Annotated in this window: 14 protein-coding genes; 10 read left to right on the top strand and 4 right to left on the bottom strand. The window is 51.3% G+C overall.

Annotated elements, in window-relative coordinates:
- Positions 1-12 precede the first annotated feature (12 nt).
- From KGP16_RS13040 to KGP16_RS13030, 3 genes are all read left to right on the top strand, one after another.
- Complete coding sequence (locus tag KGP16_RS13040; protein WP_021806383.1) at positions 13-1,578, top strand: APC family permease; 1,566 nt, start codon at positions 13-15, stop codon at positions 1,576-1,578.
- 20 nt (positions 1,579-1,598) lie between these two features.
- Entirely contained in the window at positions 1,599-2,612 is a 1,014-nt protein-coding gene (locus KGP16_RS13035; RefSeq protein WP_021806382.1) for an Ldh family oxidoreductase, read from the top strand.
- Between the two features lie 193 nt (positions 2,613-2,805).
- Positions 2,806-4,041 carry an MFS transporter gene (locus KGP16_RS13030; protein ID WP_223501457.1) on the top strand — a complete coding sequence of 412 codons (1,236 nt, stop codon included), beginning with the start codon at positions 2,806-2,808 and terminating at the stop codon, positions 4,039-4,041.
- 20 nt (positions 4,042-4,061) lie between these two features.
- Here KGP16_RS13030 and KGP16_RS13025 read toward each other — a convergent pair whose 3' ends face one another.
- On the bottom strand, positions 4,062-4,970 hold the full coding sequence (locus tag KGP16_RS13025; RefSeq protein WP_021806380.1) for a LysR family transcriptional regulator: 909 nt from the start codon (positions 4,968-4,970) through the stop codon (positions 4,062-4,064).
- A gap of 119 nt (positions 4,971-5,089) precedes the next feature.
- Between KGP16_RS13025 and KGP16_RS13020 the strand changes: the two genes are divergently transcribed.
- Positions 5,090-6,283, top strand: a complete 1,194-nt coding sequence (locus KGP16_RS13020) for an MFS transporter (protein WP_223501456.1) — start codon at positions 5,090-5,092, stop codon at positions 6,281-6,283.
- 52 nt (positions 6,284-6,335) lie between these two features.
- Here KGP16_RS13020 and metC read toward each other — a convergent pair whose 3' ends face one another.
- Together metC and KGP16_RS13010 are read right to left on the bottom strand one after the other, a co-directional pair.
- Positions 6,336-7,517 carry a cystathionine beta-lyase gene (gene metC, locus KGP16_RS13015; protein WP_021806378.1) on the bottom strand — a complete coding sequence of 394 codons (1,182 nt, stop codon included), beginning with the start codon at positions 7,515-7,517 and terminating at the stop codon, positions 6,336-6,338.
- Positions 7,518-7,532: 15 nt separating this feature from the next.
- A complete protein-coding gene (locus KGP16_RS13010; RefSeq protein ID WP_223501535.1) occupies positions 7,533-8,819 on the bottom strand; it encodes an amino acid permease in 1,287 nt (428 codons plus the stop codon).
- A gap of 363 nt (positions 8,820-9,182) precedes the next feature.
- On the opposite strand from KGP16_RS13010, the gene KGP16_RS13005 reads away from it, so the two are divergent.
- The 3 genes from KGP16_RS13005 (at position 9,183) to KGP16_RS12995 (ending at position 12,213) form a co-directional block, all read left to right on the top strand.
- Positions 9,183-10,142: a LysR family transcriptional regulator gene (locus KGP16_RS13005; RefSeq protein ID WP_037376048.1), complete on the top strand. Its 960-nt coding sequence runs from the start codon at positions 9,183-9,185 to the stop codon at positions 10,140-10,142.
- A gap of 167 nt (positions 10,143-10,309) precedes the next feature.
- Positions 10,310-11,329 carry an alpha/beta fold hydrolase gene (locus KGP16_RS13000; RefSeq protein WP_223501455.1) on the top strand — a complete coding sequence of 340 codons (1,020 nt, stop codon included), beginning with the start codon at positions 10,310-10,312 and terminating at the stop codon, positions 11,327-11,329.
- 104 nt (positions 11,330-11,433) lie between these two features.
- Positions 11,434-12,213: an ATP-grasp domain-containing protein gene (locus tag KGP16_RS12995; RefSeq protein WP_223501454.1), complete on the top strand. Its 780-nt coding sequence runs from the start codon at positions 11,434-11,436 to the stop codon at positions 12,211-12,213.
- Positions 12,214-12,260: 47 nt separating this feature from the next.
- Here KGP16_RS12995 and lysC read toward each other — a convergent pair whose 3' ends face one another.
- Positions 12,261-13,622, bottom strand: coding sequence for a lysine-sensitive aspartokinase 3 (gene lysC / locus KGP16_RS12990; RefSeq protein ID WP_071683555.1), 1,362 nt, complete (start codon positions 13,620-13,622; stop codon positions 12,261-12,263).
- Positions 13,623-14,225: 603 nt separating this feature from the next.
- Here lysC and KGP16_RS12985 point away from each other — a divergent pair.
- From KGP16_RS12985 to KGP16_RS12975, 3 genes are all read left to right on the top strand, one after another.
- Complete coding sequence (locus tag KGP16_RS12985; protein ID WP_024530116.1) at positions 14,226-15,611, top strand: diaminobutyrate--2-oxoglutarate transaminase; 1,386 nt, start codon at positions 14,226-14,228, stop codon at positions 15,609-15,611.
- A 15-nt stretch (positions 15,612-15,626) separates the two neighbouring features.
- A complete protein-coding gene (locus tag KGP16_RS12980; RefSeq protein ID WP_223501453.1) occupies positions 15,627-17,090 on the top strand; it encodes an aspartate aminotransferase family protein in 1,464 nt (487 codons plus the stop codon).
- A 137-nt stretch (positions 17,091-17,227) separates the two neighbouring features.
- Entirely contained in the window at positions 17,228-17,617 is a 390-nt protein-coding gene (locus tag KGP16_RS12975) for a DUF4440 domain-containing protein (protein WP_223501452.1), read from the top strand.
- Positions 17,618-17,866 lie beyond the last annotated feature (249 nt).

Genomic DNA, 17,866 nt, shown 5'->3' with positions numbered 1-17,866 from the left:
AAAGGTAATGCTATGACAATACAGGGAAAATTTAAAAAGCAGCTGACGTTAACCGATCTGACGTTTATCGGCCTGGGCGCGATTTTTGGTTCCGGCTGGCTGTTCGCCGCCAGCCATGTTGCTGCCATCGCGGGCCCTGCGGGGATCTATTCGTGGCTGATCGGCGGGCTCGCTGTACTGCTGCTGGGCATTGTTTATTGCGAGCTGGGTGCCGCGCTTCCCCGTGCCGGTGGCATCATTCGTTACCCGGTGTTTTCCCATGGGGAGCTGATGGGGTATCTGTTGGGGTTCATCACACTGATTGCGTTCTCCAGCCTGATCTCGATCGAGGTCGTCGCCGCCCGGCAATATGCAGCAGCCTGGTTCCCCGCTCTCAGCCAGCCAGGCTCGGGCGATCCCACGTTGATCGGTTGGCTGACGCAATTTATCTTGCTGTGTTTGTTCTTTACGCTGAATTACTACAGCGTGAAGACGTTTGCCAAATCCAACAACCTGATCAGCATACTCAAGTTCATCGTGCCGGTGCTGGTGATCGTGGTACTGTTCACTTTCTTCAAGCCTGAAAACCTGCACAGCCAAGGCTTTGCGCCCTTTGGTTCCGCCGGGGTGGAAGCGGCGATTTCCGCCGGTGGGATCATCTTCGCCTATCTGGGGCTGACGCCAATTATTTCGGTGGCCAGCGAAGTCCAAAAGCCGCAGCGTACCATCCCGATCGCGCTGATCCTCTCGGTGGTGCTGTCCACCATTATCTATGTGCTGCTGCAACTGGCTTTCCTCGGCAGTATTCCAAGCGAAATGCTGAGCGGTGGCTGGCAGGATATCAGCAAGCACTTTTCGCTGCCGTACCGCGATATTGCCGTTACGCTGGGGATGGGGTGGTTGGCTTTTCTGGTGGTGAGTGACGCGATCGTTTCACCGAGCGGCACGGGCAATATCTATATGAATGCCACGCCGCGAGTTGTGTATGGTTGGGCGCGGGCAGGGACTTTCTTCAAAATTTTTACCCGCGTCGATGGTGAGTCGGGGATCCCGCGTCCTGCACTTTGGCTGACTTTCGGGCTGGCTATCTTCTGGACGTTGCCGTTCCCTTCCTGGGAAAAGCTGATCGGAGTGGTCTCCGCCGCACTGGTACTTAGCTATGCCATTGCCCCGGTTACCGCCGCCGGGCTACGCCGTAATGCACCGAATTTGCCGCGGCCGTTCTTTGTCTGGGGATTTAGCGTGTTAGGACCGGTGTCATTCATCATTTCGGCATTGATCGTTTACTGGTCAGGCTGGAACACCGTCTCCTGGCTGCTTGGCCTGCAAATTCTGATGTTCTTTGTCTATATTCTGTTTAAAAACAAAGTGCCGACTCACGCCGTCAGCCTGAAGCAGCAGATTTGGTCCTCGCTGTGGCTGATCGCTTTCTACGCCTTGATCATCGTGGCTTCCTATCTCGGCAGTTTTGGCGGCATCAATGCTATTGGCCACCCGTGGGACACCTTGCTGGTAGCGGCCATCGCGCTGCTGATTTATTACTGGGGAGCTTACACCTGTTTACCTCAGGCAAATTTTGTCGGGGACGAGGAAGAGTAATGCTAAAGGAGGAAACGATCATGACCAACACCGTCAATCTTACGTTGTCAGAGGCCTATCAACTGGCGTATCGAGCCTTGCACAGTAATGGTTTCAGCACCAAGCATGCCGATGCTGTAGCAAAGAACGTAACCGCCGGTGAACGCGATGGCTGCCATTCCCATGGTTTGTATCGTGTACTGGGCTGTGTCCGGTCGCTGCATGCCGGCAAAGTGATGGCTGATGCCGAACCGACGTTCACCGACAGCGCTCCGGCGATTTTACGCGTAGACGCGCAGGGTGCGTTCTCGTTGGTGGCCTATCAAGCGGCGCTGCCTGCCTTTATCACCAAAGTTCGTCACTGTGGTATTGCCGCATTGGCGATCAATCATTGCGTCCACTTCTCTGCGCTGTGGGCGGATATCGAGCCGCTTACCGAACAGGGATTAGTAGCGTTGGCTTGCACCCCAAGCCATGCTTGGGTAACGCCCGCCGGGGGGAGCCAGCCCTTGTTTGGTACCAACCCGATCGCCTTTGGTTGGCCACGCCAGGGACAAGCCCCGTTTGTGTTTGATATGGCGACCAGCGCAGCTGCACGCGGTGAGATTGAGCTGCATCGCCGAGCGAATAAACCGCTGCCAGAAGGTTGGGGAATCGATAGTCACGGCAAACCGTCCACTGATGCCGCCAGCGTACTGCAAGGCGCAATGTTGACGTTTGGTGGCCATAAGGGCTCAGCATTGGCAGCGATGGTGGAGCTGATTGCCGGGCCGTTGATTGGTGATATGACCAGTAAAGAATCGTTAGCTTACGACCAATCAACAGGCTCTTCACCTTATGGCGGAGAGCTGATCATTGCCATGGATCCTGAGCGTTTTCTGGGGGCGGAGAAGGAAGAGCATTTCGCCAGAGCGGAAGGGCTTTTTAATGATATGGCAGAGCAAGGATCCCGTATTCCTGGGGAGCGGCGTTTTAAGGCGCGTCAGCACAGTGAGCAGTTCGGTGTGACATTACCGCTGACGTTATATAAAGAGATTGTGGCGTTGTGTCAGTAATCCCTAGCAGGCTCATCGTTTACCGATGGGCCGATGTGCTCCCATTCCTCTCTTGCCGCTGTAGTGTAGATATACGCACAACAATATGTTAACAATATTGAAACAATCAATTCGGCGGTAAATGGTGGGGACGGTTAACGAGCAAGCGGCGTTACCGGATATTTGGTTGACACATTTCTTCAAGGAGCAGGGCATGAGACAACAACGCTGGTGGGGAGTCATCGCGACATTGCTCCTCATCGTGATAGCCTATGCTGACCGGGTAAATATCTCCGTCATGCTGGTTAACCCCGAGTTTCTCAATCACTTTGGCCTGGTAGACAATCGCGCCTATCAAGGCACATTGATGACCGCCTTTCTGCTAGGTTATGGCCTTTCAGCCATGTTGTTGACGCCGTTTCTGGAAACGCTATTCGGTTATCGTAAAGGCTTGACCCTCAGTGTGGTTCTCTGGGCGCTCTTTACCGCGGCTTCTCCGTTGGTCGGATCGTTCATCATTTTACTGGTCGTGCGGGCCTTCCTCGGTGTCAGTGAAGGGCCACTTTTCTCGCTGAAAACCATGTACATCAGTGACCATTTCGCCGCCAATGAGCGGGGAAAGCCCAATGCGGTCTCTGCATTAGGCGTGTCTTTAGGTTTGGTGATTGGTTTTCCGCTGGTGACTTTCCTGATGAGTCATCTCGGTTGGGCCCTTTCTTTTCACGTTCTGGCGTTAATCAATCTCCTGGTCGGCTTGCTTTTGGTGCGTGTGTTTATCCATCCTAGAACAACCGGAGTGGTGCAGCGCAGCAGTGAATCCATGATGCAACGTGTCTGCCATATCTTCATTCTGGCTTGGAAAACGCCCATGCTCGGCTGGATCATGCTGGTTGAGATAGCTACGCTCAGTTATCTTTGGGGTTCCAGTTCCTGGCTGCCCGCTTACCTGACCAATGAGCGTGGCTTTTCCATCAAGCAAATGGGTTGGCTAGCATCGCTACCCTTTATTATCAGTATCTTCTCCAAGTATCTTGGCGGGGTGATCCTGGATCGCGTTCGGCCACAGCAGATGCCATTGATTTTTGCCTTTGGCGGGGCAGCAACGGCTATCTGCATGTTAGGCGTGATGCTGAGCTCACAAAGTGGCTGGCTGGCCGTGTTCCTGCTATCGGCTAACGCTTGTTGGGGGGCGCAAGGTGCGGCAATTCCCACCCTGATCCAACACCATGCCAAAGCAGAAAGCGTTGGCTCTGCCTACGGGCTGATCAACGGCGTGGGGAATATCTTTTCGGCATTTATTCCCTTACTGATGGGGCTGGTGATGATGTCGTTTGGCACCGTCTCTTCAGGCTTTTCCGTGCTGGTGGCCTCGCAGATTGTGACTATGTTCGCTGGTGGAATGCTGTTTGTTCGCATGCAAGGAAACCGGCAATTCACCACGGCGTGGTGAACGTGAAGGGCTTGGCATTGCTAGTCGATCCGCAATTCGGCAGCAAGCAGCTCCAGCATGGCATCCACTTTTGGCTGCAGTTGCCGCCCAATAGGCCACACCAGATTGAGCGGCAGACCGTCAGTCGTCAGTTCCGGTAGGATTTGCACCAATTCACCACGTGCAATTTCATCGCAGACCAGCCATGTTGCCAACTGTGCGATACCGCACCCAGCCTTAACGGCGGCAACCTGAGCTTCGCCATTTCCGACGATAATGCGGCCCTCCATTGTGCGCCGCTCAATCATTCCAGCATCATGCGCGATCAACCACGGGCCCGTGGTTCCATCGGCCTTACCATAGAGCACGGCATCATGGCGAGACAGTTCGGCGGGCGATGTCGGTGTCCCGTTGCGGGCCAGGTAATCGGGAGAGGCGCAGAAAATGAGGCGTTCACAGCCCAGGTAGCGATGGCCAACTGAGGTAGGCCAATGATCCGGGCCACCGATACGCACCGCCACGTCAATAGCTTCTTCAAGCAAATCAACGAAGCGATCGGTCAAAGAGACATGCGGGCGTAAGTGCGGGTGCTGCTGTGAGAACTGGAGCAGCAGCGGCCAAACCCGAAGGCGGCCAAATGTCGCCGGAGCATCTAGCCGCAGACGACCCATCGGTTCGCTGTGCTGTGCGGCGAGCACGGCTTCAGCTTCTTCCAAATCGGCCAGCACTCGTACGCAAGTGCGGTAGAACGCTGCCCCTGCATCCGTCAGAGCCAAACGGCGGGTGGTGCGTTCGAAAAGCCGGGTCCCGAGCCGATCTTCAAGGCGCGCCACACTTTTGCTGACGGCAGAGCTGGTCAGGTGCAATTGCTCTGCCGCTGCCGTGAAACTGCCTGCATCGGCCGTCGCCACGAAGGTTTCGATGCCCTTAAGCCGCTCCGATGGGATCATGCTGCCCTCACTTACTAAGGAATTAAATTCAATAATGTCGGTAAAATATATCAATAATGAGAATATATTTCTTAAATATACTAAGGGCAACAGCAAATCCCCATGCAGGAGCCTTTTTGATGTCTTCGATTACCGTACCGGGCACCGCCATTTCGGCGAGCCGTAGCCGTCTTTCCATCGTCATTCTTGCGGTGGCGGCTTTCGTCATCGTCACGACCGAATACCTGATCGTCGGACTATTGCCAGCATTGGCACGCGACTTGGATATTTCAATTTCCGCTGCTGGCCAATTCGTTACCTTGTTCGCTTTCACGGTGATGCTGTTCGGCCCTGTGCTGACTGCGCTGTTGTCACACATTGAACGTAAGCGCCTGTTCATTGCGATTCTGATGATCTTTAGCCTCTCAAACGCCCTGGCCGCAATCGCTCCGAACGTTTGGGTGCTTGCGATTGCCAGGTTCATTCCCGCGCTGGTGCTGCCCGTGTTCTGGGGGACGGCCAGCGAGACGGCCGGACAGATTGCCGGGCCGCATCGTGCCGGTCGCGCAGTATCGCAGGTGTATCTGGGGATCTCAGCCGCCTTACTGTTTGGTATTCCACTGGGAACGCTAGCGTCAGACCTTATCGGCTGGCGTGGCACCTTCTGGATACTGGCCGGGCTGTCGCTGGTTATGACATTGGCCCTGGCGATCTTCATGCCGACCCTGGCACGCCCCGAACGGCTAAGGCTGGCAGAACAGACACGCATTCTCAAAGACCCGTATTTTGTCGGTAACGTTGTGTTATCGGTCGTTGTGTTCACCGCAATGTTTACGGCTTACACTTATCTAGCCGACATGCTGGAGCGCATCGCCGGTGTGGCTCCGGCGCAAGTCGGTTGGTGGCTCATGGGCTTCGGTGCTATCGGCCTGGTCGGTAACTGGCTGGGCGGGCGCTTTGTAGACCGCAACCCACTGGGCGCTACCGCCATATTCTCGTTATTGCTGGGCATAGGCATGATGGCCAGCGTACCAGCGGCAGACTCGCTCATTCTGTTATGGTTGGCACTTGCGCTTTGGGGTATTGCCTATACTGCACTGTTTCCAATCTGTCAGGTTCGGGTGATGAAGTCCGCCTCACACGCTCAGGCGCTAGCCGGAACGTTGAACGTCTCTGCTGCCAATGCCGGTACGGGCCTTGGCGCCATTATCGGTGGTCTGGTGATCCCTCAATGGGGATTGGAAAACATCGGTTTCGTTGCCGCAGGCATCGCGATAACGGCCATTTTGCTGGCGGCTTGGCTTGTACGCTTTCGGCGGCAAAGCGCGAAATAACTAGGAAAGGGAAGGTGACCGACTATGCGGTCACCTTGGCAAAAATCACGTCTCAACTAAATTGCTTCAATCTTTCAAAGCCTTGCTCCAGATCGGCTTTCAGTTCATCCATATCCTCCAGCCCAATCTGCAAGCGCAGCGCCCGGCCGCCGGGTTGCCACTGCGTCACGGTGCGGTATTCGGCACAGTTAAACGGGATCACCAGGCTTTCAAAACCTCCCCACGAGTAACCCATGGCAAAAATCGACATGTTATCCAACATGTTATCAACACCAGCCTTGGTATATTCCGGCTGCAAAATGATAGAGAACAGGCCCGAAGAACCTGTAAAGTCTCGTTTCCAGAATTCATGCCCTGGGCAATCAGGGAAGGCCGGGTGGAGCACTTTCAATACCTCCGGGCGGGATTTTAGCCAATGAGCCATCTCCAGCCCGCGCTTTTCTGCCTCCTTCAAGCGTAAGTACATGGTCCTCAAACCCCGTAGGGCGAGAAAACAGTCTTCTGCGCCCGGCAACATCGCCATCAGATCATAGGCTTCGCGTAATTTAGGCCACCAGGCATCATTGGCTGAAACAACGCCCATCAGTAAATCGGAATGCCCGCCCAAATACTTGGTACCCGCCTCTACGGAAATATCACAACCATGTTCATGGGCGCGGAAAAATACCGGCGTTGCCCAGGTATTATCAATAATGGTGGCGATCCCTTGCTGTTTTGCCAGCGCCGCCATGGTTGGAATATCCTGGATTTCAAAGCTTTGAGAGCCAGGAGATTCTAAAAACAGGGTGGTAGTGTTAGGGCGGAACAAGGTGCCGATGTCTGCGCCAATCAATGGATCATAGTAGGTGGTTTCGATCCCCATTTTGCCCAACATCCCAGCACAAAACAGGCGAGTAGGTTTGTACACGCTGTCAGGCATTAACAGGTGATCGCCTGCTTTCAACGTAGTGAGCAATGCCAGCGCAATTGCGCCCAGCCCGGAGGGTGAGAGCACTGTCCCTGCCGCTCCAGCCAGTTCGCTCCACGCATTTTCTAGATTAGCGATCGTGGGTGTGCCCATCGTCCCGTAGTTAAACTCGGCTCGGTTATGCTCAATATCGCTGACGGTAGGAAAAATAACCGTTGAACCCCGATAAACCGCTGCGTTGACAAATCCGGCCTGTTTGGCGGGATCTCGGCCGATCTGTGTAATCCGGGTGCCGATGCTGAAATCCGAGCTTGGTGATTTACTCATTGCTAACCTCATCGTTTATTCGAAAAATTTAAAGAAGGGGGACAGGCAAAGCAAAATACCGAAGAAAGTGATAAACCAAACTGCGGGTCCCTTAAACTTATGAAGTGCTTCGACTTTATACACCAGATAGCAAGGGATCAAGCATGATACCAACCCGAACAAAGGGCTCCCCAGTTGCATAAAGAACAGGATAGAGAAGCGGGTTGAAATCCACGCCCATAACCCCAGCACAACGCCAACGCTGATGGCAATGTGAAGCACTTTTTGATTGATTTTTTCTTCCGGAATAAAACGGCAGATAATATTAGTCACAATCCCTTTGATCGCCTCCTGGAACCCTAAATAAATCCCGAGAAACGCCGTTAAGATGGCAAAAATATTCAGCAGGGCGCTCATTACTCTCACAACAGATCCGGGAATAACCTGGGCTGCAATAGCTAATGCAGAGATATTTTGCTCAAAAGCGGAAACGGCCTGCTCATGGCTGATAGCAAAAGTGAACGAGAAGGCAAAGAACAATACCGCAACCGCCAGGATAATATAAGCAACACGGTTGGCGCGGATAGCTCGATAGGTGGCAATACGTTTATCCGATTCAACTTTGCGATAAGCAATGTTCATCGGGCTAAGTATCTGAACAAACAGAATGGAGAAAAGGGTAAAGGGTAACGTCAAAAACACGTCGCGCATAAATGGCAGCAGTTCAGGGAAAGCAGTAATATTATTCAAGTTCCAATGTGGAACCATCACGACCCCTAATACAACGATAATCCCAAATTTAACGCACACCATCGGGCCGGAGACCTTGAACAACAACCGTTCCCCTTGAGCGGCAATGCTGACCAAGGCAACCAGCACCACCAACCCATACCAGATGGAGTCTGACAGCAAGCCGTCCGTCAGCCCAAAGGTCTGAATATAGGAGGCGCTGTCAAAAGTAACGGCCAGGGAATAAGAAAACATGCCGTGTAGTAACATCAGGAAATAGGCAATACCTAGCCAAAATCCCCAGTTTTTTCCGAGGTATTGCGTAATGACGTTAGTATAGTCTTGGCAATCTTCACTTTCTGATAATGTTTTAAGGTAAAGACTTTGCAACAAATAAATCGCTGGATAAGAAATGATAACCGAAGTGATAAATACCCAAATGCCTTTAATGCCCACTTGAACCGGCATGAAAACAATGCCGGAACCGATGGCCATACCTATGCAGAGAATAACCCAGCCGAAGTCATATCGGGTAAACGGAATGCTTTTATACGCGTCTTTGGACTTGATATCTGTATTTATTATGCTATTCATCATTGTCTTCCTGTCGCAAGATGATCACAGCCGTGCTCTCACGAAATGAGAAGTTATGTAAAACATCGCGTTTGTCAGAGGTAACCTTATCTGACATAGAAACATAGTACGTACTGGTAAGTAAAACTTAAAGCAGCGAGCGGTGTTATTAAATGAAAATACTTGTGCGTAAAACGCAAAAGTTGATGGCTGTCCTATTTTATGTGCTTTTTATGAAAACTGACTGAAAGGGTTGGTAGCGTCGCTATCTAGTGAGTATAGTCAATTATAATGTATAGGAATTTTACTGACTTAGCGTTTTTTTGCTAGCCTGATATCAGATCCATGCGGCCGTATAAATTCACAAAGGGGTATCGGCAGATGATGTCGTCAACCAGGGGTTCCGTTTCATTCAAGGCAAAAATCGACAACTACGCCATCTTCCGGCAGTTGGAAATCTTTATCAAAGTCGTTGAATGTAACAGTTTTTCTGCCGCAGCGCTGAAGTTGAACCTGACGCCGTCTTCGGTGAGCCGCAGCATTTCCCAACTGGAAGAGTATCTTGGCATCGTTTTGCTGAAAAGGACCACGCGTAACCTGATTTTGACCGAGCCAGGCAAATATCTGCTGTTCCGGGCGCAGCACCTGCTGGCGGATCTGGATGACTCCTTGGTTAATACCTCCAGTTTCCGCAGCCACCCACAGGGCCAGCTCAAAATTACCTGTTCAATTGCCTTCGGCGTTACCCATCTGATGCGTTTGTACAGTGACTATAGAGAGATCAACCCCGACGTCAGATTGTCTGTCGATTTAAATGACCAAAGCGTCAACCTTAACGAAGAGAATATCGATATTGCGCTGCGTATTACCGCACACCCGCCGAGTAATTTTGCTTTGCGCAAAATCTGTAAGATCAACTGGGTTTATTGCGCCAGCCGGCGCTACTTTGAACGCCGTGGCCTGCCGAAAACCCTGGCAGACCTGGAGGATCACGACTGCCTGATCAATCCAAACGTTTCTGATAACTGGCACTTTATTGGCGGCGATGGGCATTCGTTAAAAATCAATAACATCGTCGAGGTGAACAGTACCTTGGGGCTGCTACAGGCTGCGCTCCATCATCAGGGGATCGTCAATCTGCCAACCTACATGCTGGGTGACCATATCGCTGATGGCGAGTTGATCCCCATTTTGCTGGATCACGAAGCTAAAGAGCATGAGTACCATCTTTTCGCACTGTACCATCCAGGGCATTATCAAGACCCCAAGGTGAGAAGCTTTATTGATTTTATTGTGGAAAAAATCTCATCGACGCCTGTCTGGGACGATTGGATGGCAGGGTAGCTGTGTCTGTCATCCGACGTTGGGGGACTGAACCCAAGTGGAATTGTCTGCGGCCGTTGTTTCTCTGAATTCATGCAGCGCGAGGAAAAAACGGACAATTAGGTATCAGAAATCGTATTTTGTACATATGATACTTTCATGTATCAAAAAGGATTTGTGAGACTTACATGGCGTTATTAGACTATGCTAGGGTACCGGATTTTAGCGATATTCTCCTTAAATTCATGCCAGTGATATTGTTTCTAATGCTATATGTTACAGGTGCAAATGCCGCAAACATTAATGGCGTTGGGATCAAAAAGCTTGAAGTTGTCGACCCTATTGATAATCACCCAATGGAAACGGTGGCGTTCTTTCCAAGTTCTGGGCCCTCGGGGGTTACAAGCATCGGTCCCTATCAGATTTCAGCGTCCAAATCGGTCTCAATTGGGAGCGATTTATATCCGTTGATTCTGCTTTCGCATGGAAACATGGGAAGCATGTGGGGACATCATGATCTGGCCACAGCCCTCGCTCAGCAAGGATACATCGTCGTAAGCGTGACCCATCCGGGCGATAATTTTCAGAATTCGAGCCGAGCCGGGGCTACTAGCGCGATCTACGGACGCCCCTTGCAGATATCTGCTGCTCTCAAAGATTCGATGCTTGCACCACATATTGATAAAGATCGAATAGGATTTTTGGGGTTTTCTGCCGGTGGAACAACAGGTTTGATACTCGCAGGAGGCAAGCCGACTCTTACTCGCCTTGTGGAGTACTGCGCTAAGCGTCCCAACGACCATCATGTCTGCGAAGCGAAGGGGCATATCAGGCTTGATCATCCCGAACTAGCCCCGTCTGCCGATCCGCGTATTCGGTCATTCGTCCTGCTAGCTCCCTTAAGTGTCATTTTTACACCACAGGGATTGAAGCCTGTTAAGTCACCGTTACTTATTTTTGTCGGGGATAAGGATGAGGAATTATCTCCTGATGATAACGCGATAGCATTGGCGAAGCGGACAGAGGCTTCGTTACAGGTCATTCCTAACGCTGGCCATTTCACGTTTTTATCATCATGCTCACGTGATATGAGCCGTGCAATGCCGGATTTATGTACGGATCGTAAAGGCATAGATCGTGTAGCAATCCATCAACACATTATTACCGAGGTAGCAACTTTCTTCAAAAAATCGCTTGGCGCGAAATAGTGGAGAGATAATTTTGCCTGCTACCAGAAGAGTTTGAGCTGGTCGAGTTGTTGTAATATATGCTCCTGCGGTACGCAAAATAGAAGGAAATAGGGTGAATTTAAATGCAGCTGATTTATCCCAGTGATTACTTTAACCCCTCCAAGGCTGATGAAACCTTTGAGCAGGAGTTTAACTGTGCCAGGCAGAACGGATTAACCTGTGTGCTGCTGTCCTCTGAACACGCCTCGATGGGAAAGTACAAGTTCTCTCACAGCTTTGGGCCAGATGTCCCCGTGATATGGCGTGGATGGATGCTGAGCCCGGAAGAGTATCAACAACTGCATAGAGCCGTTTCGCTGAGTGGCGGGCAAATGCTTGAATCATTTGATGATTATATTCGGTGTCATTACATCACCGGCTGGTACGAAATTTGCCAAAAGTATACGCCGGAAACCGTATTGGTCAGTGCAGATGCTGATTTCGATATGCTGACCGATCGGCTTAAGTGGCCGTGTTACTTCGTTAAGGATTATGTTAAATCACTGACAACTTCCAGAGGCTCTGTTGCCGCAAATGCCGATGAGATCCGCGAAGTGTTGAAATCCATTGAGCACTTCCGAGGGAAGATTGAAGGGGGAGTCAGCCTTAGACGTTTTGAAAATTTTGTCCCCGAGAGTGAGCGCAGATATTTTTCATTGAATGGCAAGGTTTTCTCTGCTGACGGAATTATTCCAGAGGTGGTTATTGAAATCGCGCAGCTCGTCGATGCTCCATTTTTCTCCATCGATATGATTGAAAATGATGCAGGTCAGCTCCGGCTTATAGAGATCGGGGATGGGCAGGTATCCGACATCAAGGAATGGCCGGTTGAGCGCTTTGTACGGATATTTATGGCGTCATAGGAGCCCAAATAGGCGAGCTTCAGGGGCGCGCAAACGCCCCATTTAACTTACTCAAATAACCTACGGTGTAGCGCTACAACCGCGCTGTCAGCGACTTCGCTTGGTAGCATGAAGCAAAGATTATCATTCGATGCGCCATGGAAAATCATGCGCACGGCATACTCATCCAGATCCACAAATGTATCCCGGCAAACGCCCGCGCCACGATGGAGTTGATTGCCAATCAGCGTGACCAAGGCCAGCCCGGTTTCAATCTCAACTCGGCAATGAGAAGAGAGTGCTGTAAGCAACGCGGTGGTCAGGGTGTGATCTTCTCCCGAAGTGGATCCCGTGGAATTCAGGGCTAGCGCTATACAGCTCTCGGAGGTGGTAACCAGGTCCACATCAACCCGATGTTCTGCCAGAATCGCGAACATTTCGGCAAAGAATCTGTATGCAGGTTGCGTATGCAGGTCGTGCAATCTCAACAACGTCTGTTTACGGCGAATGGCAATCGCACGATAAAGTGGCGGATTCTCTGTCTCACGGCGAACCAGCGTTCCACCGGCAGCGGTATTTTTGCTGGAACCTACAAAGACCGGGATATTTTTCCGCATCGCGGGTAACAGGGTCGCCGGGTGGAGCACTTTCGCACCAAAAGCAGCCATGTCGCTGGCTTCGGAAAAGGAGATATGGTCAATACGCCGGGCCTGCGCCACAATGCGCGGATCGGTGGTGTAGATCCCGGCCACATCAGTCCAGATATCGACACGTGCGGCCTGCAATGCTTCCCCAAGCAGGGAGGCGGTGTAGTCGCTGCCGCCCCGGCCCAGCGTGGTGGTATGCCCGGCGTCATCACTGCCGATAAAACCCTGGGTGATAACAATCGCCTGCTCAATACGCGGCCGCAGATGGGCTTCTGCCTGATCCTCGACCAGGTTGATATTGGGTTCGGCGCAACCGTAGAGGTTGTTGGTTCGAATGACTTTACGGGCATCAAACCATTCTGCTTGCGCTTCACGTTCACGAAGCACTTCAGCAAATAACAGGCTCGACATCAACTCGCCATGGCTGACCAGTTCATCACTCAGCGCCGTGGAAGGCATTGTCAATGCCGTCTCGGCAAGGCGGGCAATATTTTCAAGGAGCTGATCGATTTCTTTGCTGATGACCAGCGGCGCTTTCAGGCGGGAAATAATGTTGTACTGGATAGTGCGAAGGGTATCAATTTTATCCATACGATCACGACTTTCCAGCCCTTCAGAAAGTTCGACCAATAGATTTGTGACCCCTGCGGAGGCAGACAAAACGACCAGGCGGACGTGGTCATCAGCAAGAACAATGCCGGCACTGCGATTCATCGCGTCAAAGTCAGCAACGCTGGTACCGCCAAACTTGGCAACGACGAATTGTGGATAAATGCGTGTCATAACAATCTCATATCAGGGCGCCATAAAAAATGGCAAGAAAATTTTCATTCTCGGCATAAGGGGAAGCACGCTTCGCCTTACGAAATGTCCGCCCGCGAACATTTCTGATGACAACCCAGGAAAGCCTCCTGTTGTCGATAACATGTATTGCCTCTTACGCGTTACCGGTGTGATGCGCATTAATTCTTTATTTACGGAGAGTAAAATAAGCGCGCCATAGTAAGTGATTTATCTTAATGGATCGACATTTTTATTTTATTTCGCAATAAATCAGTAAAAAAGAATGCCTTACAGGCCAATACCTAACATTCTTAACGGTAAAATCGTGTAACAAAAGAATAAAACCATAGCAAAACGATGGTTTTCATGACGTTGTATCTAATCCGGGCATTCGTAACGCTTTGTGCGATATTGGTAACAAAAATTAATGCACAGCGAAAGGTAACTTATTGTTATGATTTGACTTTAAAGGGTTAATTGCATGTTGAAACAAATGATTGAGTACACCATTAAAATGCTATATATTGGCCGCGTTTTTACAGGCAATCCCCTTAACCTTTTATTCAACCCGGCGTTAATAATACCCGAGGTTGTGGGAGTGATATGATGACGGATAAAGTCCGTATTGATACTTTAAGTGCTCGTTCATTACCACAAAGCAATGATACCTTTTTAGCAAGACAGGCTGAGTTTGAGTCTAACGTCAGAAGCTATCCACGGAAACTGCCATTGGCAATTGCCAAAGCGCAGGGCGTTTGGATTACTGATGTTGAAAATAATCAATATCTTGATTGTCTTGCAGGCGCCGGGACTCTGGCGCTGGGTCATAATCATCCTGACGTGCTTCAAAGCATTCAAAGTGTCATCAGCAGCGGCTTACCGTTACATACGCTGGACCTTACCACACCTCTGAAAGACGAATTTTCCTCCTATTTACTCTCTTTATTACCGGGCCAGGGCAAAGAGTATTGCCTGCAATTCACCGGTCCTTCTGGCGCTGATGCCGTTGAAGCCGCGCTCAAACTGGCCAAAAAGGTAACTGGCCGTTCAAGCATCATCAGTTTCTCCGGCGGTTACCACGGTATGACGCACGGTGCGCTCTCCGTAACCGGTAACCTGTCACCAAAAGAAGCCGTCAGCAATATGATGCCGGAAGTGCAGTTTATGCCTTATCCGCATCAGTACCGCTGCCCGCTGGGTATCGGTGGCGACGCAGGCGTTAAAGCGCTGACGTACTACTTCGATAACTTGATCAACGACGTGGAAAGCGGCGTACGCAAACCAGCGGCGGTGATCCTCGAAGCGGTGCAGGGTGAGGGCGGCGTGAACCCGGCTCCGGCCGAGTGGCTGCAGCGCATCCGTAAAGTCACGCAAGACCATGGAATTCTGCTGATCATCGACGAAGTCCAAGCTGGTTTTGCACGCACCGGTAAGCTGTTCGCGTTTGAACACGCAGGTATCGAGCCAGACATCATCGTTATGTCTAAAGCTGTCGGTGGCGGTCTGCCGTTGGCCGTACTGGGCATCAAAAAACAGTTTGATGCATGGGCGCCAGGCCACCATACCGGAACATTCCGCGGTAACCAGCTGGCAATGGCCACCGGTCTGACCACGCTTAAGATCCTTAAAGACAACGCCATTGCGGATAAAGTTGCCGCCCAGGGCGAGTGGCTGAAAGGCAAACTGGTCGAGCTGCAAAAACGCTTCCCGGTTATCGGTCACGTACGTGGCCTGGGCCTGATGATCGGCATTGAAATCGTGAAGCCTAACGAAGCGCAGGATCACATGGGATGTTACCCGGCGGATGGCGAGCTTTCGGCACTGCTGCAGAAAAAATGCTTCGAATCCGGTCTGATTCTGGAGCGAGGCGGCCGTCATGGTTGCGTACTGCGCCTGTTGCCATCACTGCTGATCACCGACGCTGAGCTGGAAATTTTCCTCGATAAATTTGAAAACGCCTTGCTGGCCACTGGCATGGAGCCGGTTTAATCGGAGTTAACGATCGTGTCTGATAACAACCCAATTTTGTCCGGTTCGGCGCAAAGTATCGCCGCCTATCAGGATGCCATTGAGCAGAGCAGCAAAGCCGTGATCGACTGGCTAAAGCAGCCTGAAATGTATCAGGGGAAAACCGTCGACCAGTTGCGCGAGCGCATCCAGTTGAACTTTACCTCTCAGGGCCTAGGTAACCAGGCCGCCATTGAGCGTGCAGTTGAGTATTTCCTCAAGGACAGCCTCTCTGTACATCACGCACAATGTGTGGCGCATCTGCACTGCCCGAGCCTGGTGATTAGCCAGGCAGCAGAGGTGCTGATCAATGCCACTAACCAGAGCATGGACTCCTGGGATCAAAGCCCGTCAGCCACCATCATTGAGATCAAACTCATCGAGTGGCTGCGTGAGCAGATAGGATACAACGCCGGTGATGCCGGCGTGTTCACCAGTGGCGGAACCCAAAGTAACCTTATGGGGCTGATGCTGGCGCGTGATGCTTTCTTCGCGCGTCAGGGGCACTCCGTTCAGCAGCAGGGTTTAACGGGCGATCTGAGCAAAATCAAAGTGTTTTGCTCCGAAAGCGCACACTTCTCCGTGCAAAAAAACATGGCGTTGATGGGGCTGGGCTATCAGTCAGTGACCCAGGTGAAAACCGATGCGTTCTCACGTATGGATATCGCTGACCTGAAAACCAAACTGGCGCAGGCGAAAACCAACGGTGAGCAGGTGCTGGCGATTGTGGCCACCGCCGGTACGACCGATGCGGGTGCGATTGATCCGTTAGAGGAAATCACCGCGCTGGCCGCGCAGGAAAATATCTGGGTTCACGTTGATGCCGCATGGGGCGGAGCGCTGCTGCTTTCTGAGAAGTATCGCCACTACCTGAACGGCCTGGAATCCGCAGACTCCGTGACACTGGATTTCCACAAGCAGTTCTTCCAGACCATCAGCTGTGGTGCATTCCTGCTGAAAGACGCACGCCATTACGAGCTGATGCGTTATCAGGCGGCGTACCTGAACTCTGATTTTGACGAAGAGCAGGGCGTACCGAACCTGGTGTCAAAATCACTGCAAACCACACGTCGTTTTGATGCCCTGAAACTGTGGATGGGCCTTGAAGCGTTGGGTAAAAAGCAGTACGCCGAAATCATTGATAACGGCGTTACGTTGTCACAGAAAGTGGCTGAGTATGTCTCTGCACAACCGCATCTGGAACTGGTTATGCAGCCACAGTTGGCAAGCGTACTGTTCCGTTTCTGCCCGAAAAGCGACGATCGTGCGTTTATCGCGCTGTTGAACCAGCGTATCGGCGATGTTCTGTTGGCATCAGGTAGTGCCAACGTTGGGGTAACGGAAGCAGATGGGGTAACATGTCTGAAGCTAACGCTGCTGAACCCAACGGTTTGCCTGGAGGACGTAAAAGTCCTGCTGACAAGCGTGAAAGAGACGGCTGAAAAATTGCTCAACGCGTAATCCTTTAGTACCCGAATCTGCGTCGAGTTGCTAGTCAATTCGGCGCAGCCAAAAGGCTTCCTCTGGTGAAATCTGTTGGGTAATGACAGCCATTAGTTCTCAGATTTCACGTAGCGCGATCAAAAAAGCAGGGCGTTTTGAACGATATTGCACAGCTTTTGCCAGTAATCCAATCACTGGAGGTTCAGCTCCATCATTCGGCAACGCGCAAGGATGCCAATCTCGTCGGAGAATTGCTGCATGACGATTTTGAAGAGATCGGCTGTTCCGGGCTGCACTATGACAGGCAGCAAACCATTGCGGCACTAAAGTTGGAAAGCGGCCAGCCAGAGATCTTTGCCGAAGAATTCAAACTGGTGAAGATTGCCGATGGTGCCGTATTGTTGAGGTATAAAAGTTTTCAACGTGATGCGGATGGCAGCATAGTTCGCCGTGCCGAGCGTTCTTCGATCTGGTTGCAATCGTCACAAGAGCGCGGAGGCCATTGGCAGATGCGTTTTCATCAAGGAACACAGATCGAGGATTGAAGCCAACTGTGTATCAACTCGAATAATCGCCACCCATGAACCAACTTCAAGAAAACCAAGCAGACAAAGCGTGAAGGTGAGGAGAGATAAACATAGCGGGATAACCCGGTGCGTAATTGCCAATTCAATTTAACATAATATACATTATGCGCACCAAAGCTGTAGAGGCTCAATGCTAATGTCTAATTCTGGCTCAATCCAAATGTCTGCGCTATGGTTGTCTTTCGGGGGTTAACTTTCTTTTTACTG

The sequence above is a fragment of the Serratia sp. JSRIV006 genome (assembly GCF_019968685.1).
In the GTDB taxonomy this organism is placed as follows: Bacteria; Pseudomonadota; Gammaproteobacteria; order Enterobacterales; family Enterobacteriaceae; genus Chania; species Chania fonticola_B.
The sequence above is the reverse complement of the archived record's forward strand: the minus strand, read 5'-3'. Positions and strand labels throughout refer to the sequence as shown.